Raw genomic sequence first — 17,046 nt, 5'->3', positions numbered from 1 at the left:
GTCAACCGGGCAGCCGCCCGCGCCCGATCAGCTCAGCTCGATCCGTTCCGCTTCGGGTACGTCGATCACCAATGGTGACTGGGCGACGGCCACGCAGGGCAGCAGGTAGCCTTCCTCTTTCTCGCTGGAACTCAGCCCAGGCCATTCCACGCGATACCGGATCGACCCTTCCACCAGCACACTGATACACGCGCGGCAGGTCCCATTGCGGCACGAGGTCGGCAGGCGTATCCCCGCCCGCCGCGCGGCCTCGAACAGCGACTCGGTGGGCAGTGCCTCGAAGGTCCAGTCCATCGGCTCGATGCGGACCATGTTGGCGGCGTGGGCAGCCTGGGCCGCCCCGGCGTCAGTTGGCGGGGAGGCCATTGCCGGCAGGGACGTCGGATGCAGGAGTACTGGACGCAGGCGTACTGGAAGCAGGGGTACTGGACGCAGGGGCGTCGGCCGGATCCGCCGTCCTGGACTTTGACGGCACGGAGCTTGCCGCCTTGGACTCGGCCACCCTGAATTCCGCAGCCTTGGCGTCAGCCACTGCGGGGTCGGCGGGTTTGATATCGGCCGGCTTCGCACCGATCGCCCCGCCTGCCGCGTCCTGCGCCTGCGAAGCTGCGGCAGCCTGCACTTGTGCTTGGGCGGCAGCCGCCGCCTGTGCCTGTGCCTGTGCCGTCGCCGCAGCCTGGGCCTGAGCCGCCGCGGCAGCCTGTGCGTGGGCTGCCGCCAGAGCTTGCGCCTTGGCGGCTTGTTCGGACGCGATCGCCTGCGCCTGGGCGGCCTGGGCAAGCGCCGCGGCTTGCGCCTGAGCCGCAGCTTGCGCTTGGGCAGCTTGCGCCTGGGCGGCCTGTGCCGCTGCCGCGGCTGCCCGGGCCTGCAGTGGCGCCAGATATTGCTCGAGCAAGCCAAAGAACCCGCTGTAGAACCGCGGAGCCGCGATCGTCTCGCTGCCCACCTTCACCATCGAATCGTCGCTGGCGCCGAAGGGCATCGACACCGATCCCAACAGACTCACGCCCAGGCTGGCCGAACTGGCCGTTTTTTTCAGGGTATAGCGGTCCTGCACGGCATTGACGAACACCGTGGACGACGTGCCATCGGTGCTGTCGGGCGCGCAGACGATATGGAATTCGATTTCCGCATGCGCTTCGGATGCCTGCTGGAATTTCTTGCGGCCGTCCACGACATCGGGCTGCACCTTCGTGATGACGTAGCCCTGGCTCAGCAGGGCGCGGCGCGCCGACTCGCATGCGTCGACGGCCGTGGCCGAATAGGACCGACTGTACGTTGACGACTCATTGAAGCCCTCGTTGTCGTACGTCGCGGTTTTCCGGGCGGCGCAACCCGCCAGCACGCTGCCAATCAGCACCATCGACAAGCCGGTGAAAAAGCAAGGCGTCCAACGCATGAATACGGTTTCCTAAGAAGCACGGCCGGCTGCGGGAAGGTCCCACTGGACAGCCGCGCCACATCTGCAGTGAGTGTATCGGACTTATTTGAAGCAATGATGGAGGTCCCTTGCCACCGTTGCCTGAGCTGGCCCCAAGACGCCATCACGCCGCTTCCAGATGCCCCAGCAGCAGCCGCGCCGATACCGTCAACGCGTCTGGATCCCGAACCCCCAACAGCAGGCTGCGATGCGCCCAGGCATCTTCCAGCGGCACCAGCTTCAACCGCATGGATCGCACGTGGGGTTCGACCGCCAGCCGCGGCAAAATCCCCACGCCCATGCCCGCGGCCACCATCCGGCACACCGCGTCGAAGCTGCGCACCTGGATGCGCAGGCGCAGCGGTTTTTCGATCCGGCTGCTTTCCTCCAGCAAGCGATTGGCCAACGATGTTGCTTCGGGCAGACTGACAAAATCGCTGTCCAGCGTTTCGACGAACCGCACCGACGCCTTGCGGGCCAGCGCATGGCCGCGCGGCACGATCAGCACCAGTTCATCATCCCGGTAGGGAGGGTCACCAGGCCCTGCGCCTGCGTCCGGTCGGCAAAGATGCCAATGTCGGCCCGGTTCTCAAGCACCGCCTCGACAATGGTGCTGCTGTTCTGCTCTTCCAGTTCGATGCGGATGGCGGGGTGCGCCACCATGAAGGATGACAGGTCATCGGGCAGGAACTGCGTGATCGATGACGTGTTCGCCCAGATCCGCACCGTGCCGCGCGCGCCCGACGAATAATCCGACATCACGCCGGCCATCTGCTCCACATCCTTCAGGATGCGCAGCGCATGCGTCAGGCAAGCCTGCCCGGGTTCGGTCAGTTCGATGCCCGACGCACGGCGATACAGCAGCGGCGCGTTGACGGCGGCTTCCAGGTCGGCAATACGCCGGCTGGCCGCGCCGACTGCCAGATGCACCTGGCGCGCGCCCGCCGAGATGCTGCCGTGGCGGGCCACCGCCACGAACAAGGCCAGCGTGACGAGATCGAAGCGCGAAACATTCATTCAACGCACGCTACGCGGTCATCGGCATCAGGCAGCCATCAACTGACGCAGCACGAACGGCAGAATGCCGCCGTGATTGTAGTAGTCGACCTCGATGGGCGTGTCGATGCGCAACAGCAGCGGCACGTCGCGCGTCCGGCCATCGGCCCAGCGGACGGTCAGCGTGACGTCCATCTGCGGACGGATGCCGTTCTCCAGCCCCGAGATGTCGTACGTTTCCTCGCCGGTGATGCCCAGCGACTGCACCGAGTCCTCGCCCTTGAACTGCAGCGGCAGCACGCCCATGCCGACCAGGTTGCTGCGGTGGATGCGTTCGAAGCTGCGCACGATCACGGCCTTGACGCCCAGCAATTGCGTACCCTTGGCCGCCCAGTCGCGCGACGACCCCGTGCCGTACTCTTCGCCGCCGAAGATCACGGTTTGCGTGCCTTCCGAAATGTATTTCATCGCGGCGTCGTAGATCGACATTTCTTCGCCGCCCGGCTGGAAGCGCGTAATGCCGCCTTCGACCCGGCTGCCGTCGTCGTTTGGCGGGATCATCAGGTTCTTGATCCGCACGTTCGCAAACGTGCCGCGCATCATGACTTCGTGGTTGCCGCGGCGGGCGCCGTAGCTGTTGAAGTCAGGCTTGAGCACGCCGTTGGCGATCAGGTACTTGCCCGCGGGCGACGTGTCCTTGATCGATCCGGCCGGCGAGATGTGGTCGGTCGTGATGGAGTCGCCGAACACGCCCAGCGCACGGGCGTTCTTCACGGCCGGCATCGGGGCCGGTTCCATCTCGAAGTTGTCGAAGAAGGGCGGCTCGGCGATATAGGTCGAATCCGGCCATGCGTAGACGTCGCCTTCGCCGCCTTTGATCTTCTCCCACAGCTTGCCCGGGTTCTCCTTGACCTGCGCGTAGTTGGCGCGGAAGACGTCCGGGTCCATGGCGTACTTCATGACCGCGTTGACCTCGTCCGACGACGGCCAGATATCGCCCAGCCACACATCGCCGTTCGTGCCCTTGCCCACGGGTTCGGTCATCAGATCGCGCTTCATCGTGCCGGCCAGGGCATATGCCAGCACCAGGGGTGGCGACGCCAGGAAGTTGGCCTTGATGTTCGGATGGATCCGCGCTTCAAAGTTCCGGTTGCCCGACAGCACGGCCGCGCACACCAGGTTGTTCAGATAGATCAGTTCGTTGAATTCCTGGGCAATGTCGCCGGCATTGCCGATACACGTCGTGCAGCCATACGCCGCCACGCTGAAGCCCAGTTTTTCCAGGTAGGGCAGCAGCCCGGCCCTTTGCAGGTATTCGGTCACCACGCGCGATCCGGGCGCCAGCGACGTCTTGATGTGCTTGCGCACCGTCATGCCCCGTTCCACCGCCTTCTTCGCAAGCAGGCCGGCCGCCAGCATCACGCTGGGGTTGGACGTGTTGGTGCACGAGGTAATGGCCGCAATCAAGATGTCGCCGTTCTGCAATTCGACGCCGTTGTCGGCCTTGAAGACCTGATCGAGCTTTTCCGGCGGCTGCGAAAAACCGTTTTCCGCCGCCGGTTTGCTGAACAGATCCGCAAACGTATTCTTGACGTTGCCCAGCTCGATACGGTCCTGCGGGCGCTTCGGGCCGGCGAGCGACGGGGTCACGGTCGACAGGTCCAGCGTGATCAGCTTGGTGAAATCGATGTCGGCGGCGGCAGGCACGCCGTACATGTTCTGCGCGCGGAAATAGGCTTCCAGGGCCTCGACTTCCTCCTTGGTGCGACCGGTGCCTTCGAAGAATTCGATGGTGCGATCGTCGACCGGGAAGAAGCCCATGGTTGCGCCATATTCGGGCGCCATGTTGCCGATGGTGGCGCGGTCGGTCACGCTCAGGCTGGTCGTGCCTTCGCCACAGAATTCAACGAACTTGCCGACCACTTTTTCCTTGCGCAGCAGTTCGGTAATGGTGAGCACCAGGTCGGTCGCGGTCACGCCCTCGCGCAACTGGCCCTTCAGCTCCACGCCCACCACGTCGGGGGTCAGGATGTACACAGGCTGGCCCAGCATGCCGGCTTCGGCCTCGATACCGCCCACGCCCCAGCCAACGACGCCGATGCCGTTGATCATGGTGGTGTGGCTGTCGGTCCCGACCAGCGAGTCGGGGTAGTACACCTTGTCGCGCTGGAACACGCCGCGCGCCAGGTATTCCAGATTCACCTGGTGGACGATGCCGAAGCCCGGAGGCACGACGCCAAAGGTATCGAAGGCCTGCATGCCCCACTTCAGGAACTTGTAGCGTTCCTGGTTGCGGGTGAATTCGATCTTCATGTTCAGGTCCAGCGCCTTGGGCTTGCCGAACTCGTCGATCATGACCGAGTGGTCGACCACCAGATCCACCGGCACCAGCGGTTCGATGGACTTGGCGTTCTTGCCCTGCTTGGCGGCAACGGTGCGCATCGCAGCCAGATCGGCCAGAAGCGGCACGCCGGTAAAGTCCTGCAGCACGACGCGGGCGACCACGAACGGGATCTCTTCCTCGCGCGGGGCGTTCGGCTTCCAGGCGGCCAGTTCACGGATGTGGTCCTCCGTGACTTTCTTGCCATCACAATTGCGCAGCACGGCTTCAAGCACGATCCGGATCGACACCGGCAGGCGTTCGACGGCAATACCGAGCGCCTGGCCCAGAGCAGGCAGCGAATAGTACTGACCGGTTTTCTTGCCGATCTTGAAGTCTTTGAGCGTATCGAATGTGTTGTGCGGCATGAATGCCTCCATGGAAAGACCGTAACCCCAGTTGGAAAAGAACCTGTTGCTTGCGGCTATTGGAACATGGCCCGTGCGCAAAATTCGCTGCGGGCGTGACTACGCGCGGTGATCGACATACTCGATCACCGGTGTTTCTTCCGGTAGCGTGGTGTGGATGAGCGGCGCGAGGATCGCGCTGCGAGGGTTCGATCGGCGCGTTGGCGCACCGGATAATCGTGTTCGCATGTCTTGCTCCTGCCAGACCCGAAAGCCTGGCGCGGCGCGCCGTTCAGCGCGCGCCGGGACTCAGGAAAAGAACCGTTGCGTCGCCGCGGGCGACAGACTCGCCCCGGTGGCGTGGGCGCGCCGAAGCACGTCCCAGTAATAGCGATAGCTGGCGCGGTCGTGCAGCCGGCCCTTGCCCGATCCGTCGTCGTCGCGGATCGGACCCCAGTCGGCGTCCTGCGCGGCCATCAGGATGCGTTCGGCATTCCGGATGTCCTCCGCGCTTGGGGACAGCGCAGCCACGATCGGATCGATCTGCGCAGGGTGGATGCTCCACATGCGCGTGTAGGCGAATTCGCGGCTGGCCCGGGTCGCGGCGCGCGACAGCACATCGGGCGAATCGAGTTCGGTCACGACATTGTGCGACGGCACCTTGCCATACGCATGACATGCCGCGCTGATTTCCAGCTTGGCCCGCGCGATCAGCGGGTGGTCGAACTGGCCTTGCGCCGTCAGTGCGTCGGCCGGGATCGCGCCGCGATGCGACGACACGAAATCCATCAGCCCGAACGACACGCATTCGATACGCGGATGCGCCGCGATGCGGAACACTTCGCGCAGCGCGCCATGCGTTTCGATCAGCACATGGACCGACAGCGGCCGGGTCAGGCCCGCTTCGTTCGAGATGCGTTCGATGGCCTCGACGGCGTTGGCGGCGTCGTGGGCGGAATTGAGCTTAGGGACTGTGATGTAGGCCAGCTTGTGGCCGGCGATCCCGATCAAGGTCTCGAGATCGTTGATGAATGCCTTGTGATGCACGTCGTGCACGCGGGCGCCGACACGGCCGTGCCGGTTCGCGTCGCTGGCGGCAAGCCGGGCAGCCATCTCGGCATGCTCGGCTTCCCGCCCGACGGCAGCCCCATCCTCACAGTCGAGGGTGACATCGAAGACCGGTCCGGCCTCGGCTTGCAGCGCGAGGCTTTTGGTCATCAGTTTTTCGGAGCCTGCATAGTGATCGCAGACCGGCAGCACGACAGGCTGCCGGCCGGATTCATGCAGCACCTGTGAGGGATGCGTCATGGGGCTGTAGTCCTGATTAACCGAGCAGGTGCTTGACGCCGTCGCGCTCTTCCATCAGTTCCTTCAGCGTGAACTCGATGCGTTCGCGCGAGAAGGCGTCGATTTCCAGGTCTTTCACGACCGAGTATTCGCCGTTTTTGGTGATGACCGGCACGCCGAAGATCACGCCTTCGGGCACGCCATACGAACCGTCCGACGGCACGCCCATCGTGACCCACTTGCCGTTGCTGCCGAGCACCCAGTCACGCACGTGGTCGATGGCGGCGTTGGCGGCCGACGCTGCCGACGACAGGCCGCGCGCGTCGATGATCGCCGCGCCGCGCTTGCCGACGGTCGGGATGAAGGTGTCGCGGTTCCAGGCGTCGTCGTTCAGCACCGACAGGGCGGGCTTGCCGGCCAGGGTGGCGAAACGGTAGTCGGGGTACATCGTGGGCGAGTGGTTGCCCCAGACGATCAGCTTTTCGATATCGCCAACGGCCACGTTGGTGCGGGCAGCCAGTTGCGACAGGGCGCGGTTGTGGTCCAGGCGCAGCATGGCGGTGAAGTTGCGCGCGGGCAGATCCGGCGCGGACTTCATGGCGATGTAGGCGTTGGTGTTCGCGGGGTTGCCCACGACCAGCACCTTGACGTTGCGGCTGGCGACAGCGTTCAGTGCCTTGCCTTGCGCCGTGAAGATCTGTGCGTTCACGGTCAGCAGATCCTTGCGTTCCATTCCCGGGCCACGTGGGCGAGCGCCCACCAGCAGTGCGACGTCGGCGTCCTTGAACGCGGTCATCGGGTCGCTGTGCGCCGTCACGCCTTCGAGCAGCGGGAACGCGCAGTCTTCGAGTTCCATGATGACGCCCTTCAGCGCCTTCTGTGCTTTTTCGTCAGGGATCTCGAGCAATTGCAGGATAACGGGCTGGTCCTTGCCGAGCATTTCGCCGGAAGCGATGCGGAACAGGAGGGCGTAGCCGATTTGTCCGGCGGCGCCGGTCACGGCAACGCGCATTGCGGGCTTAGTCATGTATGTCTCCGAAGCGGAAGATAAGTGGGAATGACGCGACGCGAAGTGTAACTCCGCATCGGGGGTGCCGGGACGCCCGCGTCGATACCAACCGTAGCAAAGGCGGTGCTGGCGGCGTTCGTACCGGGAGCAGGGCATCAGAATCGGACATGGACATCGAGTTTACGGACTCGAAAACATGCCAGCAATAAAATATCTTATGTTTTATATAAGACATAAGATGTAAATCCGTATTCCGGTTGGACACTCCACCCGGCGACATGACACAATTCGGCCTATGTCGATAACCCCTGCCACGCCCGCTTCGCGTCCGGCCCCCGAGCCAGCGTCCGCGGCGCCGCCCGCCGCGCCCGCCGTGGCATCCGCCGCCGGCGCGTCCGTCGTCAGCGCGGCGTTCAGCCCGCTTTACCGGCAGATCAAGGGACTCATCGTACAAAGCCTGGATCGCGGCGAATGGAAGCCGGGCGAAGCCATCCCGAGCGAACTCGATCTTGCCTCGCGCTTCAAGGTCAGCCAGGGCACGGTGCGCAAGGCCATCGACGAGCTCGCCGCCGAAAACCTGCTGCTGCGCCGGCAAGGCAAGGGCACCTTCGTCGCCACCCATCACGAAGACCGCGTGCGCTTCCGCTTTTTGCGGATGACTCCCGATGACGGCGAACCCGTCCAGTCCGACAGCCGCTTCCTGGAATGCCGCCGTATGCGCGCGCCGTCCGAGGTGGCGCGCACGCTCGACTTGCGCGGCGGCGACAGCGTGATCCAGATCCGGCGCGTCCTGTCGTTCGACGGCGTCCCGGCCGTGATCGAAGAAATTTTCCTGCCGGGCGCGCAGTTTCGCGGGCTGACCGCCGAACGCCTGGCCGAGTACACCGGCCCCATGTATGGGCTGTTCGAAACCGAATTCGGTGTGCGCATGATTCGCGCCGACGAAAAGATCCGCGCGGTGGCTGCCGCGGACAGCGACGCCGCGCTTCTGAAAGTGGCGGCCGGCGCGCCGCTGCTGCAGATCGAACGGGTGTCGTTTACCTATGAAGACCGGCCGGTCGAGATGCGTCGCGGCCTGTATTTAACTACGCATTATCACTACAGAAACAGCCTGAGTTGAACGCCTTATCGACGTGATTTGATACGACCCCCGGAAAGTGGGAAAATAGCGTGTTTCTCGGATTTCATCCGGTATGGACATCGCTGGGTCTGTTCTAAGGCCGAACGTTTGTTCTAGGACTGAACGAGCTTGCTCGCAAAGGTACAGTCGGGAGAAAGAAGGAGCACGAAGAGCGCACAAAAGAATATCCGCGGGGCAGGGCGGATCAAGCCAGCAGTGGCTTGCCGACCGGCCCGCGTTCAAGAAGACAGGTTTCTTTCCATGGTTTGGTTACTTTCCCCGAGGTCGTGATGTCCGACTCTGCAGCAAAACCCCGCCCGCAGTTCCGCAATCTAACGTTCGGCCAGCTGGCCTCCTATCGTCTGCCCCTGGCAGGCAAGCTGTCCATCCTGCACCGCATTACGGGCTTTCTCCTGTTTCTGGCGCTGCCGCTGATCCTGCTGCCGTTCTTTGAACGCAGCCTGATCTCCGAAATCGGTTTTGCCGACTTTGCCGAATTCGCGACGAACCCGATCGTCAAGGTCGTGCTGCTGGTCCTGATCTGGGCCTACCTGCATCACTTCTGTGCCGGCATCCGGTACCTGCTGCTCGACGTGCACGTCGGTCTGGAGAAGGCATCCGCCGCGCGTAGCGCCGCCATCGTTTTCGCCGTCAGCCTGGTGCTGACCGCTGTGTTCGGTCTCAAATTGTTCGGAGTGTTCTGATGGCTGCCTCGGAAAATATCGGTCGCAAACGCCTTGTCGTCGGCGCGCACTATGGCGTGAAGGACTGGATCATCCAGCGCGTCACCGCCTGTGTGCTGGTCATCTATACGCTCGTGCTGGGAATCGGCACCCTGATCATGCCGGAGTTCACCTACGAAAACTGGGTGCACCTGTTCAATTTCGAAGTCTTGCATTTCCCGCTGGGCAAAGTGCTCGCCATGCTGACCTTCCTGTCGCTGTTCTACCATGTCTGGATCGGCATGCGGGACATCTGGATGGACTATGTGCGTCACGCCGGCCTGCGTCTGACCTTGCAGGCATTTACCGTACTGTGGCTGGTCGGCTCTGCCGTCTACGCAGCACAAATTCTCTGGAGAATCTGAGTCGTGGTCGCTGTCAATTCAACCCTTCCGCGCCGCCAGTTCGATGTGGTGGTCGTCGGAGCCGGTGGGTCCGGCATGCGTTGCTCCCTGCAACTGGCGCAGGCTGGCCTTAGCGTGGCCGTGTTCTCCAAAGTATTCCCGACTCGCTCCCACACGGTAGCGGCCCAGGGCGGTATCGGCGCCTCGCTCGGCAACATGAGCGAAGACAACTGGTTCTGGCACATGTTCGACACCGTCAAGGGCTCCGACTGGCTCGGCGACCAGGACGCGATCGAGTTCATGTGCCGCGAAGCCCCGAATGCCGTGTACGAACTCGAGCACTTCGGCATGCCGTTCGACCGCAACGCCGACGGCACGATCTATCAGCGCCCGTTTGGCGGCCACACCGCCAACTTCGGCGAAAAGCCGGTGCAGCGTGCCTGTGCCGCGGCCGACCGTACCGGCCATGCGCTGCTCCACACGCTGTATCAGCGCAACGTTGCCGCGCGCACCCAGTTCTTCGTCGAATGGATGGCGCTGGACCTGATCCGCGATTCCGAAGGCGACGTGGTGGGCATTACCGCGCTTGAAATGGAAACGGGCGAAATCTACGTATTCGAAGCCAAGACGACCGTGTTCGCCACGGGCGGCGCGGGCCGGATCTGGGCCGCTTCGACCAACGCGTTCATCAACACCGGCGACGGCCTGGGCATGGCTGCCCGTGCGGGCCTGCCGCTCGAAGACATGGAATTCTGGCAATTCCACCCCACCGGCGTGGCCGGCGCGGGCGTGCTGATCACCGAAGGCGTGCGGGGCGAGGGCGGTATCCTGCTGAACAAGGACGGTGAGCGTTTCATGGAACGCTATGCACCGACGCTGAAAGACCTGGCGCCGCGCGACTTCGTGTCGCGTTCGATGGACCAGGAAATCAAGGAAGGCCGCGGCGCCGGTCCGGACGGCAGCTACGTGCTGCTCAAGCTCGACCACCTGGGCGCCGACGTGATCCACAAGCGCCTGCCATCGATCGCCGAAATCGCGCTCAAGTTCGCGAACGTCGACCCGACCAAGGAACCGATTCCCGTGGTCCCGACCATCCACTACCAGATGGGCGGTATCCCGACGAACGTGTTCGGCCAGGTCGTCGTGCCGAAGGACGGCAATCCGAACACCATCGTCAACGGTCTGTACGCGATCGGCGAATGCGCCTGCGTGTCGGTGCACGGCGCGAACCGCCTGGGCACGAATTCGCTGCTTGACCTGGTGGTGTTCGGCCGCGCGTCGGGCAACCACATCGTCTCGCAGAACCTGAAGAGCCGCAGCCACAAGCCGCTGCCGGCCGACGGTACGGACTTCACGATGTCGCGCGTGTCGGCCATCGAAAGCCGCCAATCGGGCGAGCGCGTGCAGCACGTGGCCAACGACATCCGCAACACCATGCAGCGTCATTGCGGCGTGTTCCGCACGCAAACGTTGCTGGACGAAGGTGTCTCGCAGATCAATCAGATCGCCGAACGCGTCAAGTCGGTCGCGCTTCAGGATCGTTCGAAGGTGTTCAACACGGCGCGTGTCGAAGCCCTGGAACTGGACAACCTGATCGAAGTGGCCAAGGCGACCATCGTGTCGGCCGCTGCGCGCAACGAAAGCCGCGGCGCCCATGCGCACAGCGACTTCCCGGAGCGCAACGACCAGGATTGGCTGCGCCATACGATGTTCTATTCCGAAGGCAACCGCCTGGACTACAAGCCAGTCAACCTGAAGCCCATGACGGTGGAAAGCTTCCCGCCCAAGGCCCGGACGTTCTAAAGCGACGAGGGCGGCCGGTCCGCCTTCACCAGACAGTATCACCCCCGGCGGCCGGCTCAACGGCCGGCGCCGGTCTGCAGCAAGCAGGAGCATCACATGAGTGCCAAGCGAATCGTCAAGTTTGAAATCTACCGGTACGATCCGGACAAGGACGAGCGTCCTTACATGCAAAAGCTCGAAGTCGAACTCGAGCCGACCGACAAGATGTTGCTGGATGCGCTGGTGCGCATCAAGAACGACGGCGATGACAGCCTGTCGTTCCGCCGTTCATGCCGCGAAGGCGTGTGCGGTTCCGACGCCATGAACATCAACGGCAAAAACGGCCTGGCCTGCACGACCAACCTGCGCGAGCTCAAGCAGCCTATCGTGCTGAAGCCGCTGCCAGGTCTGCCGGTGATCCGCGACCTGATCGTGGACATGACGCACTTCTTCAACCAGTACCACTCGGTCAAGCCGTACCTGATCAACACGTCGCCGGCCCCTGAAAAGGAACGCCTGCAGTCGCCTGAAGCGCGTGAAGAGCTGGACGGCCTCTACGAGTGCATTCTGTGCGCGTGCTGCTCGACGTCCTGCCCGTCGTTCTGGTGGAACCCCGACAAGTTCGTGGGTCCGGCGGGTCTGCTCCAGGCCTACCGCTTCCTGGCCGACACGCGCGACGAAGCGACCGGGGAACGTTTGGACAATCTGGAAGATCCATATCGTCTGTTCCGCTGCCACACCATCATGAACTGCGTCGACGTCTGTCCCAAGGGCCTGAACCCGACCCGGGCGATCGGCAAGATCAAGGACCTGCTGGTTCGGCGCGCGGTGTAACGACGTGGCCATTCAACTGTCTCCGCATGACAGGGCAAGGCTGCGCTGGCGGGCCCGGCGCGGCCTGCTGGAAAATGATTTGATTCTTACCCGGTTCCTCGATGCCCACGAAGACACGCTGACCGACGTCGACGTCGCGCTGCTGACCGAGTTGCTCGAGGCTACCGATAACGAGTTGATGGACTACCTCCTGGGCCGAAAAGAGCCCGAAGGCGATCTGGCCACACCGGCCATGCTGGACTTGATCAAGCGGTTGCGCGAGGTCTGAGCCGCAGCTTTCCGAACAATTGAACACTGACAAAGACGAGGAACTACCGATGAAACTCTCCGATAAAAAAGCGACCCTGACCTTCTCCGATGGGAGCCAGGGCGCCGAATTTCCGGTTTATCAAGGTACGGTGGGTCCGGACGTCGTCGACATTCGCAAGTTGTATGCACAAACCGGGATGTTTACGTTTGACCCCGGTTTTATGTCGACCGCCTCGTGCTCGTCCAGCATTACGTATATCGACGGCGACAAGGGCGAGCTGCTGTATCGCGGCTACCCGATCGAACAATTGGCCGTCAAGTGCGACTTCCTGGAAGTCTGCCACCTGGTCATGAAGGGCGAACTGCCCAACGAGAAGGAAAAGGCTGACTTCGACTACCTCGTGACCCATCACACGATGGTGAACGAGCAGCTGCAGCAGTTCATGCGCGGTTTCCGCCGTGATGCCCACCCGATGGCCGTGCTGACGGGTCTGGTCGGCGCGCTGTCGGCGTTCTATCACGACTCGCTCGACATCACCAAGAAGGAACACCGCGACATCTCCGCGATCCGTCTGATCGCCAAGATGCCGACGCTGATCGCGATGGCCTACAAGTACTCCGTCGGCCAGCCGTTCATCTACCCGAAGAATGACCTGTCGTACACGGCCAACTTCCTGCGCATGATGTTCGGCAATCCGTGCGAAGAGTATGTGGTGAACGAAGTCGTCGAGCGCGCGCTGGATCGCATCTTCATCCTGCACGCGGAACACGAGCAGAATGCATCGACGTCGACCGTCCGTCTGTGCGGTTCGTCGGGCACCAACCCGTTCGCTGCCATCGCAGCCGGCGTGGCGTGCCTGTGGGGCCCCGCGCACGGTGGCGCCAACGAAGCCGCGCTGCAGATGCTGGAAGACCTGCTGGCGCAGGGCGGTGTCGACAAGCTGCCGGAATTCGTGGCGAAGGTGAAGGACAAGTCGTCGGGCGTCAAGCTGATGGGCTTCGGTCACCGCGTCTACAAGAACTACGATCCGCGCGCCAAGCTCATGCAAGAGACCTGCCGCGAAGTGCTGGAATCGCTCGGTCTGCAGGACGATCCGCTGTTCAAGCTCGCCATGGCCCTGGAAAAGGTCGCCCTGGAAGACGAATACTTCGTGTCGCGTAAGCTGTACCCGAACGTCGACTTCTACTCGGGTATCGTTCAGCGCGCCATCGGCATCCCGACCTCGCTGTTCACCGCGATCTTCGCGCTGGCCCGCACCGTCGGCTGGGTGGCCCAGTGGAACGAAATGATCTCGGATCCCGACTACAAGATCGGCCGTCCTCGCCAGTTGTACACCGGTGAAACGGCTCGTGACGTCGCCGATTTGAACGCACGGTAAGTTTGGTGTAAGTTGAAAGGGTTGCTTCGGCAACCCTTTTTTCTATCAAGAGTGGTGTTTTTTGATGCGTATGCAGGTGCGGTTTCAAATACGAAATGCTATTCTTGATCGGTTTACGAAGACCACAAAGAATCGTCATGTTAGCGACACAGTCTGGTTGCGAACGGCCACGGTTTCCCATCCACCACCTTCTGCCCGCACTCGCTATCCGCTGAACGGCAAAGCCGTGTCGCGGAAGGTACGTCCTGCATCGAACGGGTGAAACACCCGGCAAGGTGAAGCGCACATCATGTCCAGCCTACAAGAATCCAGTACCTCGTATCTGTTTGGGGGTAATGCGCCTTACGTAGAAGAGCTCTACGAGGCCTACCTCGACAACCCAGGATCGGTCCCCGATAACTGGCGTACGTATTTCGACCAGCTGCAGCACATGCCAGCGGTCGACGGCAACGAATCCACGCGCGACCAGGCTCACGCCCCTGTCGTCGAATCGTTCGCCCAACGCGCTCGAAGCAATGGCTTCCTGCCGCGCGCTGCCGATACCGACCTTGCCGTCGCGTCCAAGCAGGTGCATGTCCAGTCGATCATCGCCGCGTACCGTTTCCTGGGCGCGCGCTGGGCCGATCTCGACCCGCTGCAGCGCACCGAACGTCCGGCCATTCCCGAACTGGAGCCCAGCTTCTACGGCCTGACCGAAGCGGACATGGACAAGGTCTATTCGGCCACCAACACCTACTTCACGACCGCCGAGCACATGACGCTTCGCCAGATCGTGAAGGCGCTGCGCGACACGTATTGCCGCAGCATCGGTGTCGAATTCATGCACATCACCGATCCGGTCATCAAGCGCTGGATCCAGCAACGCCTGGAAAGCACGCAGGCCACGCCGTCGTTCACGGTCGACCAGAAAAAGCACATCCTGGAACGCCTGACCGCTGCCGAAGGCCTGGAGCGCTATCTCCACACCAAGTACGTCGGCCAGAAGCGTTTCTCCCTTGAAGGGGGCGAAAGCTTCATCGCGTCGATGGACGAACTGATCCAGCATGCCGGCACGCGCGGCATCCAGGAAATCGTGATCGGCATGGCGCACCGCGGGCGTCTGAACGTCCTGGTCAACACGCTGGGCAAGATGCCCAAGGACCTGTTCGCCGAATTCGAAGGCAAGCACAACGACGACAGCCTGGCGGCCGGCGACGTGAAGTACCACAAGGGCTTCTCGAGCGACGTCACCACGCGCGGTGGCCCGGTCCACCTGTCGCTTGCGTTCAACCCGTCCCACCTGGAAATCGTCAACCCTGTCGTGGAAGGCAGCGCCCGCGCGCGCCAGGAACGCCGCGGCATGGAAGGCGGCAAGGAAGTGCTGCCCGTGCTGGTGCACGGCGACGCGGCCTTCATCGGCCAGGGCGTCGTGATGGAAACCCTGAACCTGGCACAGACCCGCGGCTACGGCACGGGCGGCACGGTTCACCTGGTCATCAACAACCAGATCGGTTTCACCACGTCCGACCCCCGCGACACCCGTTCGACCCTGTATTGCACCGACGTCGTCAAGATGATCGAAGCCCCCGTGTTCCACGTGAACGGCGACGATCCTGAAGCCGTGGTGTTCGCCACGCAGATGGCCATGGACTTCCGCGCCGAATTCGGCAAGGACGTCGTGGTCGACATCATCTGCTTCCGCAAGCTGGGCCACAACGAGCAGGACACGCCTGCCCTGACGCAGCCGCTGATGTACAAGCGCATCGGCCAGCATCCTGGTACACGCAAGCTGTACGCCGACAAGCTGGCCACGCAAGGCGTGCTGGCCGAAGGCGAGGGGGACGAATTCGTCAAGAACTTCCGCGCCGCCATGGACGAAGGCCGTCATACGGTCGACCCCGTCCTGACGAACTACAAGAACAAGTACGCCGTCGACTGGTCGCCGTTCCTGAACAAGAAGTGGACCGACGTGGGTGACACCGCGATGCCGCTGGCGGAACTCAAGCGCCTGGGCGAACGCATCACGACCGTGCCGGACGACTTCAAGGTCCACCCGATCGTCGAAAAGGTCCTGAACGACCGTCGCGCCATGGCGCGCGGCGAACTGAACCTGGACTGGGGCATGGGCGAGCACCTGGCGTTTGCCAGCCTGGTGTCGTCGGGCTACCCGGTGCGCCTGACCGGTCAGGATTCGGGCCGCGGCACCTTTACGCACCGTCACGCCGTCCTGCACGACCAGAAGCGCGAGCGCTGGGACGCAGGCGTCTACGTGCCGCTGCAGAACGTGTCCGAAGCCCAGGCGCCGTTCCGCGTGATCGACTCGCTGCTGTCCGAAGAAGCCGTGATGGGCTTCGAATACGGTTATTCCGCCGCCGAGCCGAACACGCTCGTGTGCTGGGAAGGCCAGTTCGGCGACTTCGCCAACGGCGCCCAGGTCGTGATCGACCAGTTCATCAGCTCCGGCGAAGCCAAGTGGGGCCGTCAGTCGGGTCTCGTGCTGATGCTGCCGCACGGCTACGAAGGCCAGGGTCCTGAACACTCGTCGGGCCGCATCGAACGCTTCCTGCAGCTGTGTGCCGACAACAACATGCAAGTCGTGCAGCCGACCACGGCATCGCAGATCTTCCATGTGCTGCGTCGCCAGATGATCCGCCCGTTCCGCAAGCCGCTGATCATCATGACGCCGAAGGCGCTGCTGCGTAACAAGGCTGCCTCGTCGCCGTTGTCCGACCTGACCTCGGGTGGCTTCCAGACCCTGATCGGTGAAACCGACGAGACGCTCGACGCCTCGAAGGTCAAGCGCCTCGTGCTGTGCTCGGGCAAGGTCTACTACGACCTGGTTGCCTCGCGCACCGAACGCGCCGCCACCGACGTGGCGATCGCGCGTGTCGAACAGCTGTATCCGTTCCCGCACAAGATGGTCGCTGCCGAAATGAAGAAGTATCCCGGCCTGACCGAAGTCATCTGGTGCCAGGACGAGCCGCAAAACCAGGGTCCCTGGTTCTACGTGCAGCACCATCTGTACGAGAACATGACCACCGGTCAGAAGCTCGGTTACGCTGGGCGTGCCGCGTCGGCATCGCCGGCAGTGGGTTACTACGCCAAGCACCAGGAGCAGCTCAAGGCTTTGCTGGACCAGGCGTTCGGCAAGATGAAAGGGGTGTTCCTCACCAAGTAAGGAAATACCGGGACTCGCCC

Annotated in this window: 13 protein-coding genes and 1 pseudogene; 8 read left to right on the top strand and 6 right to left on the bottom strand. The window is 63.0% G+C overall.

The features are described 5' to 3' along the window. Positions 1 to 27 precede the first annotated feature (27 nt). The 6 genes and pseudogenes from ACNANG_RS01610 to ACNANG_RS01585 form a co-directional block, all read right to left on the bottom strand. The gene (locus tag ACNANG_RS01610; RefSeq protein ID WP_420225718.1) at positions 28 to 366 is read right to left on the bottom strand and encodes a 2Fe-2S iron-sulfur cluster-binding protein; all 339 of its coding nucleotides are present in this window, start codon (positions 364 to 366) and stop codon (positions 28 to 30) included. Then, entirely contained in the window at positions 347 to 1,399 is a 1,053-nt protein-coding gene (locus ACNANG_RS01605; protein WP_420225717.1) for a DUF2242 domain-containing protein, read from the bottom strand. The genes ACNANG_RS01610 and ACNANG_RS01605 overlap by 20 nt, the downstream gene beginning before the upstream one ends. Before the next feature lie 145 nt (positions 1,400 to 1,544). Continuing rightward, positions 1,545 to 2,437: pseudogene (locus ACNANG_RS01600) on the bottom strand (LysR substrate-binding domain-containing protein). A 27-nt stretch (positions 2,438 to 2,464) separates the two neighbouring features. After that, positions 2,465 to 5,164, bottom strand: coding sequence for an aconitate hydratase AcnA (gene acnA, locus ACNANG_RS01595; protein WP_420225716.1), 2,700 nt, complete (start codon positions 5,162 to 5,164; stop codon positions 2,465 to 2,467). A gap of 288 nt (positions 5,165 to 5,452) precedes the next feature. Then, positions 5,453 to 6,451, bottom strand: a complete 999-nt coding sequence (locus ACNANG_RS01590) for an HpcH/HpaI aldolase/citrate lyase family protein (RefSeq protein WP_420225715.1) — start codon at positions 6,449 to 6,451, stop codon at positions 5,453 to 5,455. 16 nt (positions 6,452 to 6,467) lie between these two features. Continuing rightward, positions 6,468 to 7,457: a malate dehydrogenase gene (locus ACNANG_RS01585; RefSeq protein ID WP_179588105.1), complete on the bottom strand. Its 990-nt coding sequence runs from the start codon at positions 7,455 to 7,457 to the stop codon at positions 6,468 to 6,470. A 277-nt stretch (positions 7,458 to 7,734) separates the two neighbouring features. On the opposite strand from ACNANG_RS01585, the gene ACNANG_RS01580 reads away from it, so the two are divergent. The 8 genes from ACNANG_RS01580 (at position 7,735) to ACNANG_RS01545 (ending at position 17,026) form a co-directional block, all read left to right on the top strand. Further along, the gene (locus tag ACNANG_RS01580; RefSeq protein ID WP_420225714.1) at positions 7,735 to 8,559 is read left to right on the top strand and encodes a GntR family transcriptional regulator; all 825 of its coding nucleotides are present in this window, start codon (positions 7,735 to 7,737) and stop codon (positions 8,557 to 8,559) included. A 290-nt stretch (positions 8,560 to 8,849) separates the two neighbouring features. Next, complete coding sequence (gene sdhC, locus ACNANG_RS01575) at positions 8,850 to 9,263, top strand: succinate dehydrogenase, cytochrome b556 subunit (RefSeq protein ID WP_420227678.1); 414 nt, start codon at positions 8,850 to 8,852, stop codon at positions 9,261 to 9,263. Beyond that, positions 9,263 to 9,646: a succinate dehydrogenase, hydrophobic membrane anchor protein gene (gene sdhD, locus ACNANG_RS01570; RefSeq protein ID WP_420225713.1), complete on the top strand. Its 384-nt coding sequence runs from the start codon at positions 9,263 to 9,265 to the stop codon at positions 9,644 to 9,646. Before sdhC ends, sdhD begins: the two co-directional genes overlap by 1 nt. 3 nt (positions 9,647 to 9,649) lie before the next feature. After that, positions 9,650 to 11,428, top strand: coding sequence for a succinate dehydrogenase flavoprotein subunit (gene sdhA, locus ACNANG_RS01565; RefSeq protein ID WP_420225712.1), 1,779 nt, complete (start codon positions 9,650 to 9,652; stop codon positions 11,426 to 11,428). A gap of 96 nt (positions 11,429 to 11,524) precedes the next feature. After that, positions 11,525 to 12,241, top strand: a complete 717-nt coding sequence (locus ACNANG_RS01560; RefSeq protein WP_420225711.1) for a succinate dehydrogenase iron-sulfur subunit — start codon at positions 11,525 to 11,527, stop codon at positions 12,239 to 12,241. Between the two features lie 4 nt (positions 12,242 to 12,245). Then, entirely contained in the window at positions 12,246 to 12,509 is a 264-nt protein-coding gene (locus tag ACNANG_RS01555; protein WP_420225710.1) for a succinate dehydrogenase assembly factor 2, read from the top strand. A gap of 49 nt (positions 12,510 to 12,558) precedes the next feature. After that, a complete protein-coding gene (locus ACNANG_RS01550; RefSeq protein WP_420225709.1) occupies positions 12,559 to 13,869 on the top strand; it encodes a citrate synthase in 1,311 nt (436 codons plus the stop codon). 289 nt (positions 13,870 to 14,158) lie between these two features. Continuing rightward, on the top strand, positions 14,159 to 17,026 hold the full coding sequence (locus tag ACNANG_RS01545) for a 2-oxoglutarate dehydrogenase E1 component (protein WP_420225708.1): 2,868 nt from the start codon (positions 14,159 to 14,161) through the stop codon (positions 17,024 to 17,026). Positions 17,027 to 17,046 lie beyond the last annotated feature (20 nt).

The organism is Pigmentiphaga litoralis (assembly GCF_048632615.1).
Classification (GTDB): domain Bacteria; phylum Pseudomonadota; class Gammaproteobacteria; order Burkholderiales; family Burkholderiaceae_B; genus Pigmentiphaga; species Pigmentiphaga litoralis_B.
This window is presented reverse-complemented; position numbering and strand designations above follow the sequence as displayed.